The organism is Methylobacterium sp. CB376 (genome assembly GCF_029714205.1).
Lineage (GTDB): Bacteria > Pseudomonadota > Alphaproteobacteria > Rhizobiales > Beijerinckiaceae > Methylobacterium.
On sequence record NZ_CP121648.1, the window covers coordinates 1,455,766 to 1,471,762 of the forward strand.

Below are 15,997 nucleotides of genomic sequence, written 5' to 3' on the forward strand. Positions count from 1 at the left end.
GGCGGCGCGGGCCGCCTCCGATACCGACGGTCATCTCTCGTGACCGTCGGTTCCCTTCTCGCACCTTCGCCACGCCATGAGCTCGTGTCGAAGGTGCGAGATGGTCCAACGCGTGATGGCCCGAAGCGGTCCCCGGTTCGGCGGCGCCGCGGCCGGGAGACCCCGCGCGGAGGCGCCCGCGCCGGTCAGCGCCCGAGGCTTGCGGAGAGGCGGGACACGGCCTCGCGGGCCAGCCCCGGGCTGATCGCGAAGCAGAGGCGGATGAATCCCTCGCCCTCCGGGCCGAAGGCGGTGCCCGGCGCGACCCCGACCTTCGCCTCGCGCAGGAGCCGGAAGGCGAGGTCGAGGCTGGACTCGCCGCCCGCCACGTGGGCCATCAGGTAGAACGCGCCTTCGGGCATCGCCACCGTGACGCCGGGCAGGCGCGACAGGCCGGAGACCAGGATCTCCCGGCTCTCGGCGCAGCGATTGACCATCGTGCGGATGAAGCCGTCGCCCTCGTCGAGCGCCGCCACGGCGGCGTGCTGGATGAAGGTCGGGATCGAGGTCGTGTTGTACTGGCCGAGCTTGGCGAAGGTGGGGCCGAGGCCGCGCGGGTGGACCAGCCAGCCCGCCCGCCAGCCCGTCATGGCCCAGTTCTTGGAGAAGGTGTTGGTGACGATCAGCCGGTCGTCCTCCGTGCAGATCTGCAGGAAGGACGGCGCGATCGCGTTGCCGTAGGTGAAGTGCGCGTAGACCTCGTCCGAGAGGATCCAGAGGCCGCGGGCCCGGGCGAGGTCGCGCAGGGCCTTCATCTCCGCCAGCGGCATCGTCCAGCCGGTCGGGTTCGAGGGCGAGTTCACCACCAGCACCCGGGTGCGCGGGGTCAGGGCCGCCTCGATCGCGGCGAGCGGCAGCGCGAAGCGGCCGTCGGCCAGGACCCGGTAGGGCACCGTGACCGGCACCCCGCCGGCGATGCGCACGGCCTCCGCCAGGTTCGGCCAGGCGGGGGACGGGACGATGATCTCGTCGCCGGGTTCGAGGAGCGCCTGCGCCGCCTGCATGATCGCGTTCATGCCGCCCGCCGTGACGGCGAAGCGGTCAGGTGGGACGTCCACGCCCCAGTGCCGGGCGTGATAGGCGGCGAGCGCCTCGCGCAGGCGCGGCAGGCCGAGCGACGTGGCGTAGCGCGTGTGCCCGGCCTGCATGGCCCGGTGCGCCGCCTCCACGATGAAGGGCGGCGTCGGCAGGTCGCCCTCCCCGATCCACAGCTTCACCACCTCGGGATCGTCCCGGCCGCGGTCGGCCACGAGCCCGATCTGGCTCGTGCCGATCCCGCGCATGCGCGGGGAGAGGTCGCCGGTGAGGTCGGCCGGGGGCGTGGGGGGCACCGCGTGATGCATCGTGGGGTCGAAGCTCGGTCGGGATGGGACGGGCCGGGCGCGAGGTTCGTTCGGGTCGAACCGGGTCCTGCGCGCGCGCCGCTTTTGCCGCGTTTTCCGACGCGCCGCCATCCGCCGCGTCGCGGCGCGCGCGGCGCGCCCGCGCTCACGCCGGCGAGAGCACGTGGATCGCCCGCGAGGCGACGAGGTCCCTCGTGCGCGCCCCGAAGGCCAGCATGTGCGGCGCGGCCGCGTGGGCCCGCAGCGCGTCGAGGCTGGCCCATTTCTCGATCACCACGAAAGTGTCCGCGCCGAGCGGCGCCTGGGAGGGGCCGGCGCCCTCGGCATCGATCGCGGCCCCGTACTCGATGCAGCCGTCCTCGGCGTGGACGGCGGGCAGGTTCGCCCGGAAGGCCTCCAGCACCTCGTCCCGCTTGCCGGGCTTGGCCGTGATGATGGCGAGGACGTGGATCACGGTGAACTCCCCCGGTCGGAGCGGCCGCCTCCCCGCGGCCGGAGGGCCGCGGCGGCCCGCTCGATCCCGCGCGTTGTGGCACGCGCGGCGGCGCCGGAACACCCCCGCGCCTCCCCGGGGCCCGGCTCAGATCCCGCCCGCGAGGTAGCCACCGTCCACGGTCAGCACCCGGCGAGGCTCGGCGCGGCGCCGGGCTCGGTCACGTCGGCCGCGGAGGCGCGCGCCGCGGGGCTGAGCGCCCGGAGTCGGTCCAGCGCCGCGTCGAGCTTCTCCGGGCGGCGCGCCGCGATGGCGATGCGGGCGCCGGCCCGGGCGAAGCCGTGGGCGGCGGCCTCGCCGATGCCGCTGGAGCCGCCGATCACCAGGGCGGTCATTCCGGTCAGGGACGGGGCGGTCGAGCCGATGGGGAGCATGGCCAAGCCTTCACTGCGCAACCGGCGAAGCCGGCGCGGGGCAACGCGGCCGGGACGGTCGCGGACGCGGCGGGATCGCGGCCCGTCCGGCACCGCCCGCCCGGGCGGGGCGAGCCGCCGACATCATGGCGGCTGATCGGCGAGATCAGTTTTCTCTATTTGCTGAAGAGTTTCTCCGCACGCACGATCGGGTCCGACGCGAGCGCATCCGACGCAAGTCTCCACGCGCGACCGCCCCTAGAAGAACCGGGAGGAACCATGATCACGTCTCGCGCCCCGCGCCGCGCCGCGGCCGGCTGACGGACCGGGCCGCCATGCAGCCGAACTGGATCGTGCTGTCGCTCACGCTGGCCTACATGGCCGCGATGGGCGTGATCAGCCTCGTCGCGCGCCGCCACGCCAGGAGCGCCGGCAGCTTCACCTCGGGGGGCGCGCGCTACCCCGCGGTGCTGATCGGCTTCCTGCTGATGTCCGAGTTCATCGGCACCGCGGCGAGCGTCGGCACCACCCAGACGGCCGTGAAGGTCGGCCTCTCGGCGGCCTGGAACATCGCGGCGCTCGGCATCGGCTTCATGCTCTACGCGTTCTTCCTCGCGGACCGGTTCAAGACGCTCGGCGAGAACACGATCTCGGGCGCCCTGGCGCGGGCCTACGGCCGGCCGACCAAGCTCGCCACCTCGGTGATCATGATCTTCGCCCTGCAGATCGTGGCGATCTCGACCTATGCGGGGGGCGGCACCGTCCTGTCGGGGCTGCTGCGGGTCGACCGCAGCACCGCGATCGTCCTCACCGGGGTGGTGGCGACGCTCTACGTCGGCGTCGGCGGCATGCACTCGGTGATCTACACCAACGTCCTGCACGCCCTCGTCAAGTACATCGGCATCCTGGTCGCCGCCGTCTTCGCGCTCTCGCAGGTCGGCGGCCTCGGCACCCTGCAGGCGCAGGTCCCGGCCCGGATGTTCGCGGCCGACACGGTCGGGTGGGCGCAGATCTTCGCGTGGCTCGTGGCGGGGATCGGGGCGGTCTTCTCCACGCAGTACGTGATCCAGGCGATCAACACGGTGGAGGACGGGCGCACGGCCCGGGCGGCGAGCTTCTGGTGCGCGGTCCTCCTCGTGCCCTTCGGCCTCCTCGCCGCCCTCGTCGGGGTCTGCGGCGGGGTGCTGATGCCGGCCCTGCCGCCGATCCAGGTGCTGCCCGCCCTGATCGGCCGGATGGACGACCTCCTCGCCGCGATCGTGGTCGCGGGGCTCGCCGGCTCGCTGTTCGGCACGATCTCCGCCCTCAGCATCGGGGCGGCGACGCTCCTCTACAAGGACTTCTACCTGCCCCTGCGCGGCGAGGAGGGGCGCGGCGCGCTCGCCTTCGTGCGCGTCGCCACGGTCGTCGTCGGCCTCGTCCCGATCCCGCTGGCGATCTACGCGCCGGACATCCTGAAGGTCACCTTCCTGGCCAAGTCCCTGCGCACCACGCTGGCGGTCCTGGTGCTGTTCGCCTTCTACGCGCCCCAGTTCGCCCGGCCGCGCGCCGCCGTCGTCAGCATCCTGTCCTCCCTCGTGCTCACGATCGGCTGGTTCCTGGCGGGCGATCCCTTCGGAATCGACAACGCCTACGTGGCCCTCGTCATCCCGCTCGTCGTGATGGGGGCCGACCGCCTGCTGGCCCGGCCGAGCCCCGGCGCGCCGGCCCCGTTGCCGGTGTCCGGGCCGGCCGCGACGCTGCCGCGAAAGTAGAGGCCGCGAATGAGCCCGTCCGCGGCTGGCAGCGGCCGTGGCCGGGTGCTAGATTCCGACGATGTCTGAGGCTCTCGAGATCGCGTACGGAGATTTCGGCCGCGTCGCCCTGCTCGACATGGATCGCGGGCTGGTCCGGCACGCCCATCCGCATTGTCACGTGCTGCTCAAGGTGGAGGGCGACGACACGCAGTTCCTGGTCGGGGAGCGGGTGGTCAGCCTGACGGACATGCAGGCGGTGCTCGTCAACGCCTGGGAGACCCACGCCTACCTGCACGATCCGCGCCGCGAGCCGGCGATGATCCTCGCCCTCTACATCGAGCCGGCGTGGCTCGGCGCCTTCCGGCACAATTGGTCGGCGAGCGGCGCCCCGGGCTTCTTCCACGAGCCCGCCGGGCAGGTGACGGCGCCGATCCGCGCGCTGGTGCGCGACCTCGCCGCCGAGATGGTCTACGCGCCCGGGTCGCGGCGCGTGCGCGACGAATTGCTGCCGGGGCTGATGATCGCCCTGATCGAGCGCTTCACGAAGTGGCGCGAGATCGGCACGTCCCTGCGCGAGGCGAGCCGGTCCGCGCGGGGGGATTGGCGCGTGCGGCGCGCCATCGCGCGGATGCGCGGGGAGGAGGGGCTCGGCCTCGGCGCCGACGCCCTGGCGCGGGAGGCCGGCCTGTCGCGGGCCCATTTCTACCGCCTGTTCGAGCGGACCACCGGCGCCTCGCCGCACGTCTTCCTGAACGCGATCCGCGTCGAGCGCGCCGTGGAGGCGATCGTCGGCGGCGACGAGAGCCTCGCGGATCTCGGCACCAAGCTCGGCTTCTCGGCGCCCGCGCATTTCTCGCGCTTCTTCCGCGACCATGTCAGCGTGCCGCCGAGCGTCTTCCGCACGATCGTGCGCCGGACCGCCGCCTGCGCGGCCTGACCCGCGCGGCGGCGCGTCCCGGGAGCGCTGCCCGCCGCGTCGAGGACCCCCTCAGGGATCGCCGCTCCGCGCCTGGCTCACGAGGCTCGTGAGATCGGACCCGCCCGAGCAGTAATTCTCGGTCCCGGTCAGAAAGACGTTCCCGACGGCCGACACGACCGCGACCACGAAGGGACCGTCGGACCAGAACCCGAACATCGGCCCGCCGGACTGGCCCGGCATCAGGTCGGCCGCGGTCGTCATCGCCCGGCCGGAGCCGTAATCCCACGCGTCCTCGTCGAGCTTCTTGTTGCGCTGGTAGATCGGGAACAGGCCCGCCGACACGTCGTCCGGATAGCCGATGTTCCACCACCAATCCTCCTCGTCCCAGGCGCTGTCGTAGGTGCGCACGCCCATCCAGCCGAAGCGGTCGCCCAGGCGCTGATCGACCACCAGGACCGCGTAATCCTCGTCGACCGTGCTGGCGCCGGGATCGCCGGTGATCTTGGTGAAGGTCCACCGCCGGACGGTCCTGGCGGTCGCCGCGGCGGTCGCGCCGGCCCGGTGCACCTCGATCGTCTCGGCGGTGCCGCCCCAATTCACCACGTGGCTCGCCGTCAGGACGTGGCGCGGGCCGACGAGCACGCCCGACCCGGTCTTCCCGGAACTCAGGATCTTGCACACGCAGCCCCACGGGTACCGGGTGTCGTCGTAGCTCCGCCGGTCGTCCTCCCCCCAGACGACGAGCGGGTCGACCGGGATCCCGCGATGGACCAGGCGGGGCGGCAGCCTTCGGGGTGCCTGCACCGGCCTCACGGCGGACGAGACCCAGGCCGGGCGATGCGGCGCGATGCGCTCGCGCGGGCTGCCCATCCCCTTGCGCGTCGTCTGGTCCGGGACCGCCCTGGCGACGGAGAGGTCGGACCAGAGGTGGCGCAGGGTCTCCGGCACCGGCTCGCTCGCCTCGATGCACGGATCCCGGTCGCGCAACTCGTCCCAGGTCAGCGGCCTCTCCTCGCGCCGCGCCCGGGCGGGCTGCGGCGGGCCCGAATTGTCCAGATTCATGTCCGACCCCTCGATCCGGTGCTCTGCGGAGGGGAGGATCGGACCATAGTTGAGGATCGGCAGCATCCCCGGATCGAAGGACAGATCTGATCGGGCCTCCGGCGAGGACGCGGCCGCGGATCGGCCCGCGCGGCCGCCCCGCTCGGATTTTGAGACGTTTCGGTAAGTCGTGAGACGGGCGCGCCTCACGGCCCGCCGGCGCCCGGAGGCAGATTGTCCGCGACGAGGCCTGCCAAGAGGCTCGGGTCAAAGAGGCTCGGGTCAAAGAGACTCGGGTCAAAGAGACTCGGGTCAAGAGCCTCGGGCGAGGAAGCGAGCATTGGGCATCGAGCAACGCCGCTCCGTCGGGCAGTCGGTCGAGCGCGTCGAGGACGCGGCTCTCCTGTCCGGACGCGGCCGCTACATCGACGATCTCGGGCACAGGCCGGGCACGCTGCACGCGGCAATCCTGCGCTCGCCGCACGCGCACGCGGACATTCTCGCCATCGACGCCGCGGCCGCCCGGGCGCTTCCGGGCGTGGCGGCGGTGCTCACCGGGAGCGACCTCCTCGACCTCGCCGGGCCCCTCGTGCCGGCCCTGCGCGCCGCCGTCGACGCGCGCGCGATCGCGGTCGACCGGGTCCGCTACGTCGGCGAGCCGGTCGCCGTCGTGCTGGCGCAGGACCGCTACCTCGCCGAGGACGGCTGCGACCTGATCGAGGTCGCCTACCGGGCCCGTCCCGCCGTCATCGACCCGCTGGCGGCGCTGGAGCCGGACGCCCCGGTGCTGCACGAGGGCGTGGGCCGCAACCTCGTCAGCGACCGCTCCTTCCGGTACGGCGACCCGGAGACCGCCTTCGCGCAGGCCCACCGCACCCTCTCGGTGACGGTCCGCTACCCGCGCAACACCGGCTCGCCGATGGAGACCTACGGGGTCCTCGCCGAGTACGACCCGGGCGACGGGTCCTACGACATCCTCGCCAACTTCCAGGGGCCTTTCAGCATCCACGCGGTGATGGCCCGCGCGCTCAAGGTCCCGGGCAACCGCCTGCGCCTGCGCACGCCGCCGGATTCCGGCGGCAGCTTCGGGGTCAAGCAGGGGGTCGCGCCCTACGCGGTCCTGATCGCCGCCGCCGCCCGGGCGGTCGGACGGCCGGTCAAGTGGATCGAGGACCGGATGGAGCACCTCGCCGCCTCGGTCTCGGCGACGAACCGCGTCACCACCCTGACGGCGGGGTTCGACGGGGAGGGCCGCATCGCCGTCCTCGACTGGGACCAGGTGGAGGATTGCGGCGCCACCCTGCGCGCGCCGGAGCCGGCGACCCTCTACCGGATGCACGGCAACATGACGGGCGCCTACGCGATCCGGCACGTGCGCATCCGCAACCGGGTGGTGCTCACCAACAAGACGCCGACCGGCCTCGTGCGCGGCTTCGGCGGCCCGCAGGTCTACTACCCGCTCGAGCGCCTCGTGCAGCGCATCGCCGCGACGCTCGGCCTCGACCCGCTCGACGTGATCCGCCGCAACCTGATCCCGGCCGACGCCTTCCCGTACCGGACCGCGACCGGGGCGCTCTACGATTCGGGCGACTACCCGCGCGCCCTCGACGAGGCGGTCCGGGACGGCGACCTCGCGGTCCTGCGCCGCCGCCGCGACGAGGCCCGGGCGGCGGGCCGGCTCTACGGCATCGGCTTCACGGCCGCGGTCGAGCCCAGCGTCTCGAACATGGGCTACATCACCACGGTGCTGAGCGCCGCCGAGCGGGCCAAGGCCGGCCCGAAGAACGGCGCCCAGGCCACCGCGACCCTCACCCTCGACCCGGTCGGCTCGGTGACCGTGCAGGTCGCCTCCGTGCCCCAGGGCCAGGGCCACCGCACCGTGCTCGCCCAGGTGGTGGCGGACGTCCTCGGCATCCCGATGGATCAGGTGCGGGTGACGGCCGACCTCGACACCGCCAAGGACGCGTGGTCGATCGCCTCGGGCAACTATTCCAGCCGCTTTGCCGCCGCGGTCGCCGGGGTGGCGCACCAGGCCGCCACGCGCCTGCGCGCGCGCCTCGCCCAGGTCGCGGCGGCCCAGCTCAACGTGCGGGCCGAGGACCTCGTCTTCGCGGGCGGCCGCGTCGCCTCGCGCACGAACCCGGACGCCGCCCTCCCCTTCGCGCGCGTCGCCGCGACGAGCCACTGGTCGCCCGGCCTCGTGCCGGACGAGGTCGGCGCCGTCATCCGCGAGACCGCCTTCTGGTCGCCGCCCGAACTGACCGCGCCGGACCCGGCCGACGCGGTCAATTCCTCCCTCTGCCACGGCTTCATCTTCGATTTCTGCGGCGTCGAGGTCGATCCGGTGACCGGCAAGCTCGCCGTCGACCGCTACGTCTCGATGCACGATTGCGGCCGGATCCTGCATCCCGGGATGGTCGAGGGGCAGGTGCGCGGCGGCTTCGCGCAGGCCCTGGGCGCGGCCGTCTACGAGGAATTGTCCTACGGCGAGGACGGGGCCTTCCTGGCCGGGACCTTCGCCGACTACCTCCTGCCGACCGCGACCGAGATCCCGGACCTCACCGTCCTGCACCTCGAGAGCCCCTCGCCCTTCACGCCGCTCGGCGCCAAGGGGGTCGGGGAGGGCAATTGCATGTCGACGCCGGTCTGCCTCGCCAACGCGGTCGCGGACGCGCTCGGCGTCGAGACCATCGACCTGCCCCTGACCCCGGCCAAGCTCGCGGCCCTGGCCGCGGGCGGCGACGAGCCCGCCCCGCCGGAGGGCCGCGCCGCGGCGGCCGCCCGGCCCGGCGACCGCACCATGCGGGGCGAGGGCGCCGCCGCGGTCGCGGCCCCTCCCGAGGCGGTCTGGGCGATGCTCCTCGATCCCGCCGTGCTGACCTCGGTCATCCCCGGCGCGCACGGGGTGCGCAAGCTGTCGGACACGCATTTCCGCGCCGACGTCACCCTCGGCGTCGGCCCCGTGAAGGGGCGCTACAAGGCCGACATCACGCTCTCCGACCTCGATCCGCCCCGCGCCGCCACCCTCGCCGGCGCGGTGACGGGGGCGCTCGGCAATGGCGGCGGGCGCGGGCGGATCACCCTGGAGCCGGACGGCCGGGGCGGCACCCGGATCGGCTACACCTACGAGGCCTCGGTCGGCGGCAAGGTCGCGGCGGTGGGCGGGCGGCTCCTCGACGGGGCGGCCCGGGTGATCATCGGCGGGTTCTTTGCGGCGCTCGCCCGCCGGGCCGGCGGGGGCGCGGCCGCGGGCGGCGCGCCCGGCCTCCTGCGCCGCCTCCTCGCGATGCTCGGGATCTCGGCATGAAGCCCGCCCGCTTCGACTACCTGCGCGCCGAGAGCCTCGACGAGGCCCTGCAGGCGCTGGCCCGCCACGGCGACGAGGCCCGGATCATCGCCGGGGGCCAGTCCCTCGTGCCGATGCTGAACATGCGGCTGACCAAGCCCGCCCTCCTCGTCGACGTGATGCGGATCGAGGCCCTGCGCGCGCCCCGGCGCGCCGACGGCGCCCTCGTGGTGCCGGCGGGCGTGAGGCAGGCCGCCCTCCTCGACCGGCCGGGCTTCGCCGAGGCGCAGCCCCTCCTCGCCGCCGCGATGCCCTGGGTGGGCCACGTCCAGACCCGGGCCCGCGGCACGCTCTGCGGCTCCGTCGCCCACGCGGATCCGAGCGCCGAGATCCCGCTCTGCCTCGTCGCCCTCGGGGGCGAGGTGCACCTGCGCTCGGCCAAGCGGGCGCGGCGCGTGCCCGCGGAGACGTTCTTCGCCGGCATGATGGTGACCGACCGGGCCGACGACGAACTCGTCGAGGCGGTCGGCCTGCCCGCGCGCGCCCCGGGCACGGGCTACGCCTTCGCGGAGGTGGGCCGGCGCCACGGCGACTTCGCCATCGTGGCCTGCGCGGCCGTCGTGGACGGCGCGCGCATGCGCCTCGCGGTCGGCGGCGTCGCCGACCGGCCGACCGCCCGCGACTGGCCCGCGCTCGACGGGGCGGCCCTCGACGACGCGCTCAACGCCTTCGCGTGGGACCTCGGCGCGGGCGACGACGTCCACGCCACGGCCCGCTACCGCCGCGACCTCGTGCGCCGCCTCGGCCGCCGGGTTCTGGACCACGCCGCAGAGGAGGCGCGCCGATGCCGAAGCTAGGGGCGGGAGCCCGCCACGCGGTCGCCTTCACGCTGAACGGCAGCCCGGTTCGGGTCGAGGTCGAGCCGCGCACGCTGCTGACCGATGCCCTGCGCCACGGGCTCGGGATGACCGGCACCCATGTCGGCTGCGAGCACGGCGTCTGCGGCGCCTGCACGGTGACGATCGACGGCGCGTCGGCCCGGGCCTGCCTGACCCTCGCGGTCGCGGTCGAGGGCTGCGACCTCACCACCGTCGAGGGGCTGGCGCCGGAGCCCGGACGGCTCGGCCTGCTCCAGGCGGCCTTCCGGCGCCACCACGCCCTGCAATGCGGCTTCTGCACGGCCGGCATCCTGATGTCGCTCGACGCCTATCTGCGCCGGCACCCGCGCGCGTCGCGGGCGGACCTCACCGAGGTGATCGGCGGCCATCTCTGCCGCTGCACCGGCTACGCCCCGATCATCGAGGCCGCCTGCGAAGCCGCCGCCGCCCTGCGCGGCGACGCGATCGAGGAGACCCCATCCCATGCTTGACCTCGGCACCAGCTTCCTGGCGAGCGTCTCCCGCGACCCGCGGGGCCTCGCCATCGTGGACGGCGAGACCCGCCTCACCTACGCCGAATGGTACCGGATCATCTCCGGCGTGGTCGCGGGGCTCGACGCGCTCGGCCTTGAGCCCGGAGATCACCTGGTCACGGTGCTGCAGAACCGCCTGGAGGCGGCGACGCTCCACTGGGCCTGCCAGTTCGCCGGCCTCGTCCTGACGCCGATCAACTGGCGCGCCAGCCCCGAGGAGATCGACTTCGCGGTCGGGAACGCGGGCGCGAAGGCGCTCGCCTACGAGGAGGTGTCGGCGCCGAGCGTGCGGGCGAGCGGGGGCGCGCGCGCCTGCCCGCGCATCGCGGTCGGCCTGCCGCCCGAGCCCGGCGAGACCGCCTTCGCGGCCCTCGCGGCCCGGGACGCCGCGCCGGCCGCGCCGCGGGCGGATGCCGAGGCGATCTCGCTGATGCTCTACACCTCGGGCACCACGGCCAAGCCCAAGGGCGTGCCGCGCCGCCACCGGGCGGAGCGGGCCGCCGCCCTCGCCCACGTGGCCCAGAACCTCTACGGGCGCGGCGAGCGCACGCTCGGCGTGATGCCGCTCTACCACACGATGGGGGTGCGCTCGCTCCTCGCCATGTCGTTGATCGGCGGCGCCTTCGTGTGCCTGCCGCGCTTCGACGTGGCGGCGGCTCTGCGCCTGATCGCGGCCGAGCGGGTGACGAACCTCTACCTCGTGCCGACCCTCTACCACGACCTCGTCCACCATCCGGACTTCGCGGCCACCGACACGTCCTCGGTGCGCAAGCTCGGCTTCGCGGGCGCGCCCATGACGGACGGGCTCCTGCGCCGGCTCACCGAGGCCTTCCGGCCGGACCTGTTCGTCAACCATTACGGCTCGTCGGAGGTCTACACCTTCACGATCAACCAGGACGCCGCGGGCAAGCCAGGATCGGCCGGGCGCGCCGGCCTCAACACGATGGTGCGGATCGTGCCGCTCGGCGCCACCGATCCGGAGGCGGCGGCGCCCGGCGAGGAGGGCGAGATCGCCGTCATCGCGCGCGGCGACGAGGCCTTCGAGGGCTACTGGCACCGCCCCGAGGCCGACGCCAAGGCCTTCCGGAACGGCTGGTACTTCACGGGCGACACCGGCTTCATGGACGCGGACGGCGACGTCTTCGTCACCGGCCGGGTCGACGACATGATCATCACGGGCGGCGAGAACGTCTCCCCGGTCGAGATCGAGAGCTGCCTGTCCCTGCACCCGGCCGTCTCGGAGGTCGCGGTGGTCGGCCTGCCCGACGAGCGCTGGGGCAAGGTCGTCACCGCCTTCGTGAAGCGCCGCGGCCCGGCCGACGAGGCCGCCCTCGACGCCCATTGCCGCGCCGCCGGCCTCCCGAGCCACAAGCGCCCGCGCGCCTACGTCTTCGTTGCCGAGATCCCGAAATCCCCCGTCGGCAAGCTCCTGCGCCGCCAGCTCGTCGCCGGCGCCTACGAGGCCGAGGGCGACCCCTCCGCCGCCGCCTGACGCGGCCCCTCCCCCGACGACCAACCAGAGAGTTCCGCCATGACCAGCGATCCCCGCCTGTCCGACCTCGACGGATTCCGGGTCGAGATCGACCCCGCGCGCGAGCGCGCCGACGTGATCCTCGCCCGTCCGCCCATGAACGTGATCGCGATGCCCCAGCGCGACCAGATCCGCCGGGTGTTCGAGGCCCTCGACGAGGACGACCGCGTGCGGGTGATCGTGCTGCGGGCCGAGGGCGAGCACTTCTCCTCGGGCGGCTACATCAAGGGCTTCCTCGACGCCTCGCCCGAGCACGTCTCCAAGCTCGCCTGGAACATCGCGGCGCCCGCCCGCTGCACGAAGCCGGTCATCGCGGCCAATCGCGGCTACACGTTCGGGGTCGGGTTCGAGATCTCCCTCGCCTGCGACTTCCGCATCGTCTCGGAGACCTGCCAGTACGCCCTGCCCGAGCAGAAGCTCGGCCAGATCCCGGGCTCAGGCGGCTCGGCCCGCCTGCAGAAGATCGTCGGCATCACCCGCACCAAGGACATCGTGATGCGCTCGAAGCGCATCCCGGGCCGGCAGGCGCTCGACTGGGGCATCGCCACGGAATGCGTGCCGGACGGCGAACTGGAGGCGACGGTCGACGCCCTCGTGGAGGAGCTGCGCGCCTTCTCGCCGATCGCCCAGCGCACGGCCAAGAAGCTCCTCAACGACACCGAGGATTCGACGCTCGCGATCGCCATCGAGCTCGAGGGCCATTGCTACAGCCGCCTGCGCCAGTCGGACGATTTCCGCGAAGGCGTCGAGGCCTTCCACGCCAAGCGCAAGCCGAATTTCCGCGGCTCGTAGGCCGCCCCCGCCCGGCGCCCCCGCCCGGCGCCCTTCGCCCGGCGGTCCCCGCCCAGATTCCCGCCCCGAGCCGGCCGCAAGACCGGCGGAGCGGACCCGCCCGCGCGGCCGACCCGGCCGCGTGATCCACGACGCCTGCCCGGCGCAGCGAGGCTGCCCGGAGCCTCGCGCGTTCCCAGAGGAGGAACCCCGTGACTGCCGCCACGACGATCCCGGCGCCGGACGCCGCGCTGACCAAACCCACGACCCGCCAGACGGCCACCGCCGTGATGGCCTCGCTGTTCGGGTGGGGGCTCGACCTGTTCGACCTCTTCATCCTGCTCTACGTGGCGCCGGTCGTCGGGGCGCTGTTCTTCCCCGCCGACAAGCCGATGCTGTCGCTGGCGGGCGCCTACGCGTCCTTCGCGGTGACGCTGCTGATCCGGCCGCTCGGCTCGGCCCTGTTCGGCTCCTACGCCGACCGCCTCGGCCGGCGCCGCGCCCTCATGGTGGCGGTGATGGGCGTCGGCCTCTCGACGGCGGCCTTCGGGCTGCTGCCGACCGTCGGGCAGATCGGCTGGCTCGCCACCGCGGTCTTCCTGGCCTTCCGGCTGATCCAGGGCATCTTCGTGGGCGGCGTGGTCGCGGCCTCGCACACGATCGGGACCGAATCCGTGCCGGAGCGCTGGCGCGGCCTGATGTCGGGCGCGGTCGGCGGCGGCGGCGCCGCCATCGGCGGCCTGCTCGCCTCGATGATCTTCTACGTCGTCTCCCTGATGGCGCCGGGCGAGGCCTTCGCGTCCTGGGGGTGGCGCGCGATGTTCTTCTCGGGCCTGCTGACCTCGGTGGTCGGGCTGATGCTGTTCCGCAACCTGGAGGAATCGCCGATCTTCCGGCAGCTCCAGGCCGACAAGGCGGCCCGCCGCGCCGGGGCGCCCGTCGTGGCCTCGCCGGTCCGCGCGCTGTTCTCCGCCGAGCACCGGCGCGCCTTCCTGGTCGCTATCCTGGTCTCCTTCGGCGGCGGCGCGGCCTATTACCTGACCTCGGGCTACCTGCCGACCTTCCTCAAGCTCGTGAACGGGGTGCCGAACGCGACCGCCTCGATCATGCTGGTCGGCGCCAACGTCGCGGCCGCCCTCGGCGCCTGCGCCCTCGGCGAGCTGAGCCAGCGCATCGGGCGCAAGCCCACCTTCCTGCTGATGGGCGTCCTGCGGCTCGTCGCCTTCCCGGCCCTGTTCCTCGCCATGGCGAAGACCTCGGACACGACCCTGCTCGCGGTCTACGTCCTCGTCCTCTCCTTCGTCGCCAATGCGAGCTACGGCCCGCTGCTGATCTTTCTCAACGAGAAGTTTCCGACCGCCCTGCGGGCGACCGGCACCGGCCTGACCTGGAACGTCGGCTTCGCGCTCGGCGGGATGCTGCCGACGCTGGTCTCGCTGGCGGTCGACGGGCCGAGCCAGATCCCCATGATGCTGGCGATCTTCACCACCGTCGTGACGGCCGTCTACCTGATCGGCGCCGCGCTGACGGAGGAGACCCGAGGCAACCTCGACCGCGCCTGAGCGGGCGGCCGCGCGGGCCCGGACCCGTCGCGGCGATCGCGGGCCGGCGGGGCGCGTCCCCGGCACCATTCGCCGAAGCGGTCACCGGTTCGGCGGCACGCACGATGCGGGAACGCGACACTCAGCGGAATCGCGTCGGGCCGGTCTGCTTGGCCGGTCTGCTTGGCCCGTCCGCCTGGCCATTCTGCCTGGCCGGACCGCTCCCATGGAGGTGTGGATGCCCGAGGAGCCGCTCTGGACCTTCGCCCTCGCCCTCTACGGCCGGCCGGGCGCGGCCCCGGCCTGCCTCGCCCTTCAGGACGAGGCCGGCGCCGACGTCCCGCTCGTCCTCCATCTCCTCTGGTGCGCCGCGACGGGCCGCACCCTCGACGCGGCCGCGATCGCCGCGATGGACGCGGCCCTGGCGCCCTGGCGCGACGCCGTCGTGGCGCCGCTGCGGCGGGTGCGCCGCGCCATGAAGGCGCCGCTCCTCCCCGCGCCGGGGGCGGAGGTGCTGCGGGAGCGGGTCAAGGCCGCGGAGATCGAGGCGGAGCGCCTCGCGCTCCGCGCGCTCGCCGCCCTGGCGCCCCCGCCCGGCGCACGAACGGACGCGACCGCCGCGGCCTGGCGCCACCTCGATCTCTATGCCGCGCATCTCGGCCGGCCGCTGCCGCGGGCACCCTGCGCGGCGCTGGTGCACGCCCTCACGGGCGGCTGACCTTCCGCGAGACGCCCCGCGTGCGAGGGCCGCGGCGCCTGAGCGAAGCCCAGATCCGCCATCCCGAAGGGATCTGGCGGATCACGAGCCCGCGCGGCGCCTGAGCGAAGCCCAGATCCGCCATTCCGAAGGGATCTGGCGGATGTGGCGTGGGACGGCCGAGGCCGCCGGATGACGGCCCTAACCCTCCGCCTCGCGCCAGCGCCGCACCCCGCCCGAGTCGATGTCGAACAGGTCGAGGACGCGGCCCACCGTGTGGTCGATCATCGCGGCGAGGCTCTCCGGCCTCGCGTAGAAGGCCGGCACCGGCGGCGCCACGATCGCCCCCATCTCGGAGAGGGCCGTCATGGTCCGCAGGTGGCCCGTGTGCAGGGGCGTCTCGCGCACCATCAGCACGAGGCGGCGGCGCTCCTTCAGCGTGACGTCCGCGGCCCGGGTCAGGAGGCCGGAGGTCGCCCCGGTGGCGATCTCCGCCATGCTGCGCATCGAGCAGGGGGCCACGATCATGCCGCGGGTCCGGAAGGAGCCCGAGGAGATCGCCGCCCCGATATCGGCCTGCGCGTAGGTCCGGGCGGCGAGCGCCCGCACCTCCGCCACCTTCAGGTCCGTCTCGTGCGCGAGCGTCACCTCGGCCGAGCGCGACATCACCAAGTGGGCGGGGATCGCGAGGTCGCGCAGGATCTGGAGCAGGCGGATGCCGTAGATCACGCCCGAGGCGCCCGAGATGCCGACGACCAGGGGCAGGTCCGTCACGCCGCGGGGCCCCCGCCGCGCGCCCCGCCCCTCCCGTGGCGTGTCGCCCCCATGCCGTCCCC

General features: G+C 73.9%; 14 protein-coding genes. 9 read left to right on the top strand and 5 right to left on the bottom strand.

The features are described from left to right. Window positions 1-185: 185 nt before the first annotated feature. The 3 genes from QA634_RS06570 to QA634_RS06580 form a co-directional block, all read right to left on the bottom strand. Window positions 186-1,382: a pyridoxal phosphate-dependent aminotransferase gene (locus QA634_RS06570; RefSeq protein ID WP_012331230.1), complete on the bottom strand. Its 1,197-nt coding sequence runs from the start codon at window positions 1,380-1,382 to the stop codon at window positions 186-188. Window positions 1,383-1,527: 145 nt separating this feature from the next. Continuing rightward, window positions 1,528-1,836: a putative quinol monooxygenase gene (locus QA634_RS06575; RefSeq protein ID WP_012331231.1), complete on the bottom strand. Its 309-nt coding sequence runs from the start codon at window positions 1,834-1,836 to the stop codon at window positions 1,528-1,530. A gap of 161 nt (window positions 1,837-1,997) precedes the next feature. Then, window positions 1,998-2,249 carry an SDR family NAD(P)-dependent oxidoreductase gene (locus tag QA634_RS06580; RefSeq protein ID WP_012331232.1) on the bottom strand — a complete coding sequence of 84 codons (252 nt, stop codon included), beginning with the start codon at window positions 2,247-2,249 and terminating at the stop codon, window positions 1,998-2,000. Between the two features lie 314 nt (window positions 2,250-2,563). On the opposite strand from QA634_RS06580, the gene QA634_RS06585 reads away from it, so the two are divergent. Both QA634_RS06585 and QA634_RS06590 read left to right on the top strand, forming a co-directional pair. Beyond that, window positions 2,564-3,982, top strand: a complete 1,419-nt coding sequence (locus tag QA634_RS06585; protein ID WP_012331233.1) for a sodium:solute symporter family protein — start codon at window positions 2,564-2,566, stop codon at window positions 3,980-3,982. A 61-nt stretch (window positions 3,983-4,043) separates the two neighbouring features. Beyond that, the gene (locus tag QA634_RS06590) at window positions 4,044-4,901 is read left to right on the top strand and encodes an AraC family transcriptional regulator (RefSeq protein WP_012331234.1); all 858 of its coding nucleotides are present in this window, start codon (window positions 4,044-4,046) and stop codon (window positions 4,899-4,901) included. A 51-nt stretch (window positions 4,902-4,952) separates the two neighbouring features. On the opposite strand, the gene QA634_RS06595 is transcribed toward QA634_RS06590, so the two are convergent. Then, entirely contained in the window at window positions 4,953-5,945 is a 993-nt protein-coding gene (locus tag QA634_RS06595; RefSeq protein ID WP_265576545.1) for a trypsin-like serine peptidase, read from the bottom strand. A gap of 319 nt (window positions 5,946-6,264) precedes the next feature. Between QA634_RS06595 and QA634_RS06600 the strand changes: the two genes are divergently transcribed. From QA634_RS06600 to QA634_RS06630, 7 genes are all read left to right on the top strand, one after another. Further along, complete coding sequence (locus tag QA634_RS06600; RefSeq protein ID WP_012331236.1) at window positions 6,265-9,231, top strand: xanthine dehydrogenase family protein molybdopterin-binding subunit; 2,967 nt, start codon at window positions 6,265-6,267, stop codon at window positions 9,229-9,231. After that, window positions 9,228-10,067, top strand: a complete 840-nt coding sequence (locus tag QA634_RS06605) for an FAD binding domain-containing protein (protein WP_012331237.1) — start codon at window positions 9,228-9,230, stop codon at window positions 10,065-10,067. The genes QA634_RS06600 and QA634_RS06605 overlap by 4 nt, the downstream gene beginning before the upstream one ends. Then, complete coding sequence (locus QA634_RS06610; RefSeq protein WP_012331238.1) at window positions 10,055-10,579, top strand: (2Fe-2S)-binding protein; 525 nt, start codon at window positions 10,055-10,057, stop codon at window positions 10,577-10,579. Before QA634_RS06605 ends, QA634_RS06610 begins: the two co-directional genes overlap by 13 nt. Next, entirely contained in the window at window positions 10,572-12,113 is a 1,542-nt protein-coding gene (locus QA634_RS06615) for an AMP-binding protein (RefSeq protein WP_012331239.1), read from the top strand. The genes QA634_RS06610 and QA634_RS06615 overlap by 8 nt, the downstream gene beginning before the upstream one ends. Window positions 12,114-12,152: 39 nt before the next feature. Next, window positions 12,153-12,944 (top strand): enoyl-CoA hydratase/isomerase family protein, encoded by a 792-nt coding sequence (locus QA634_RS06620; protein WP_012331240.1) that lies wholly within the window; start codon window positions 12,153-12,155, stop codon window positions 12,942-12,944. Between the two features lie 191 nt (window positions 12,945-13,135). Then, complete coding sequence (locus tag QA634_RS06625; protein WP_012331241.1) at window positions 13,136-14,485, top strand: MFS transporter; 1,350 nt, start codon at window positions 13,136-13,138, stop codon at window positions 14,483-14,485. Between the two features lie 205 nt (window positions 14,486-14,690). Then, the gene (locus QA634_RS06630) at window positions 14,691-15,182 is read left to right on the top strand and encodes a TIGR02444 family protein (RefSeq protein ID WP_012331242.1); all 492 of its coding nucleotides are present in this window, start codon (window positions 14,691-14,693) and stop codon (window positions 15,180-15,182) included. A gap of 180 nt (window positions 15,183-15,362) precedes the next feature. On the opposite strand, the gene QA634_RS06635 is transcribed toward QA634_RS06630, so the two are convergent. Beyond that, complete coding sequence (locus QA634_RS06635) at window positions 15,363-15,935, bottom strand: UbiX family flavin prenyltransferase (RefSeq protein WP_012331243.1); 573 nt, start codon at window positions 15,933-15,935, stop codon at window positions 15,363-15,365. Between the last annotated feature and the right edge of the window lie 62 nt (window positions 15,936-15,997).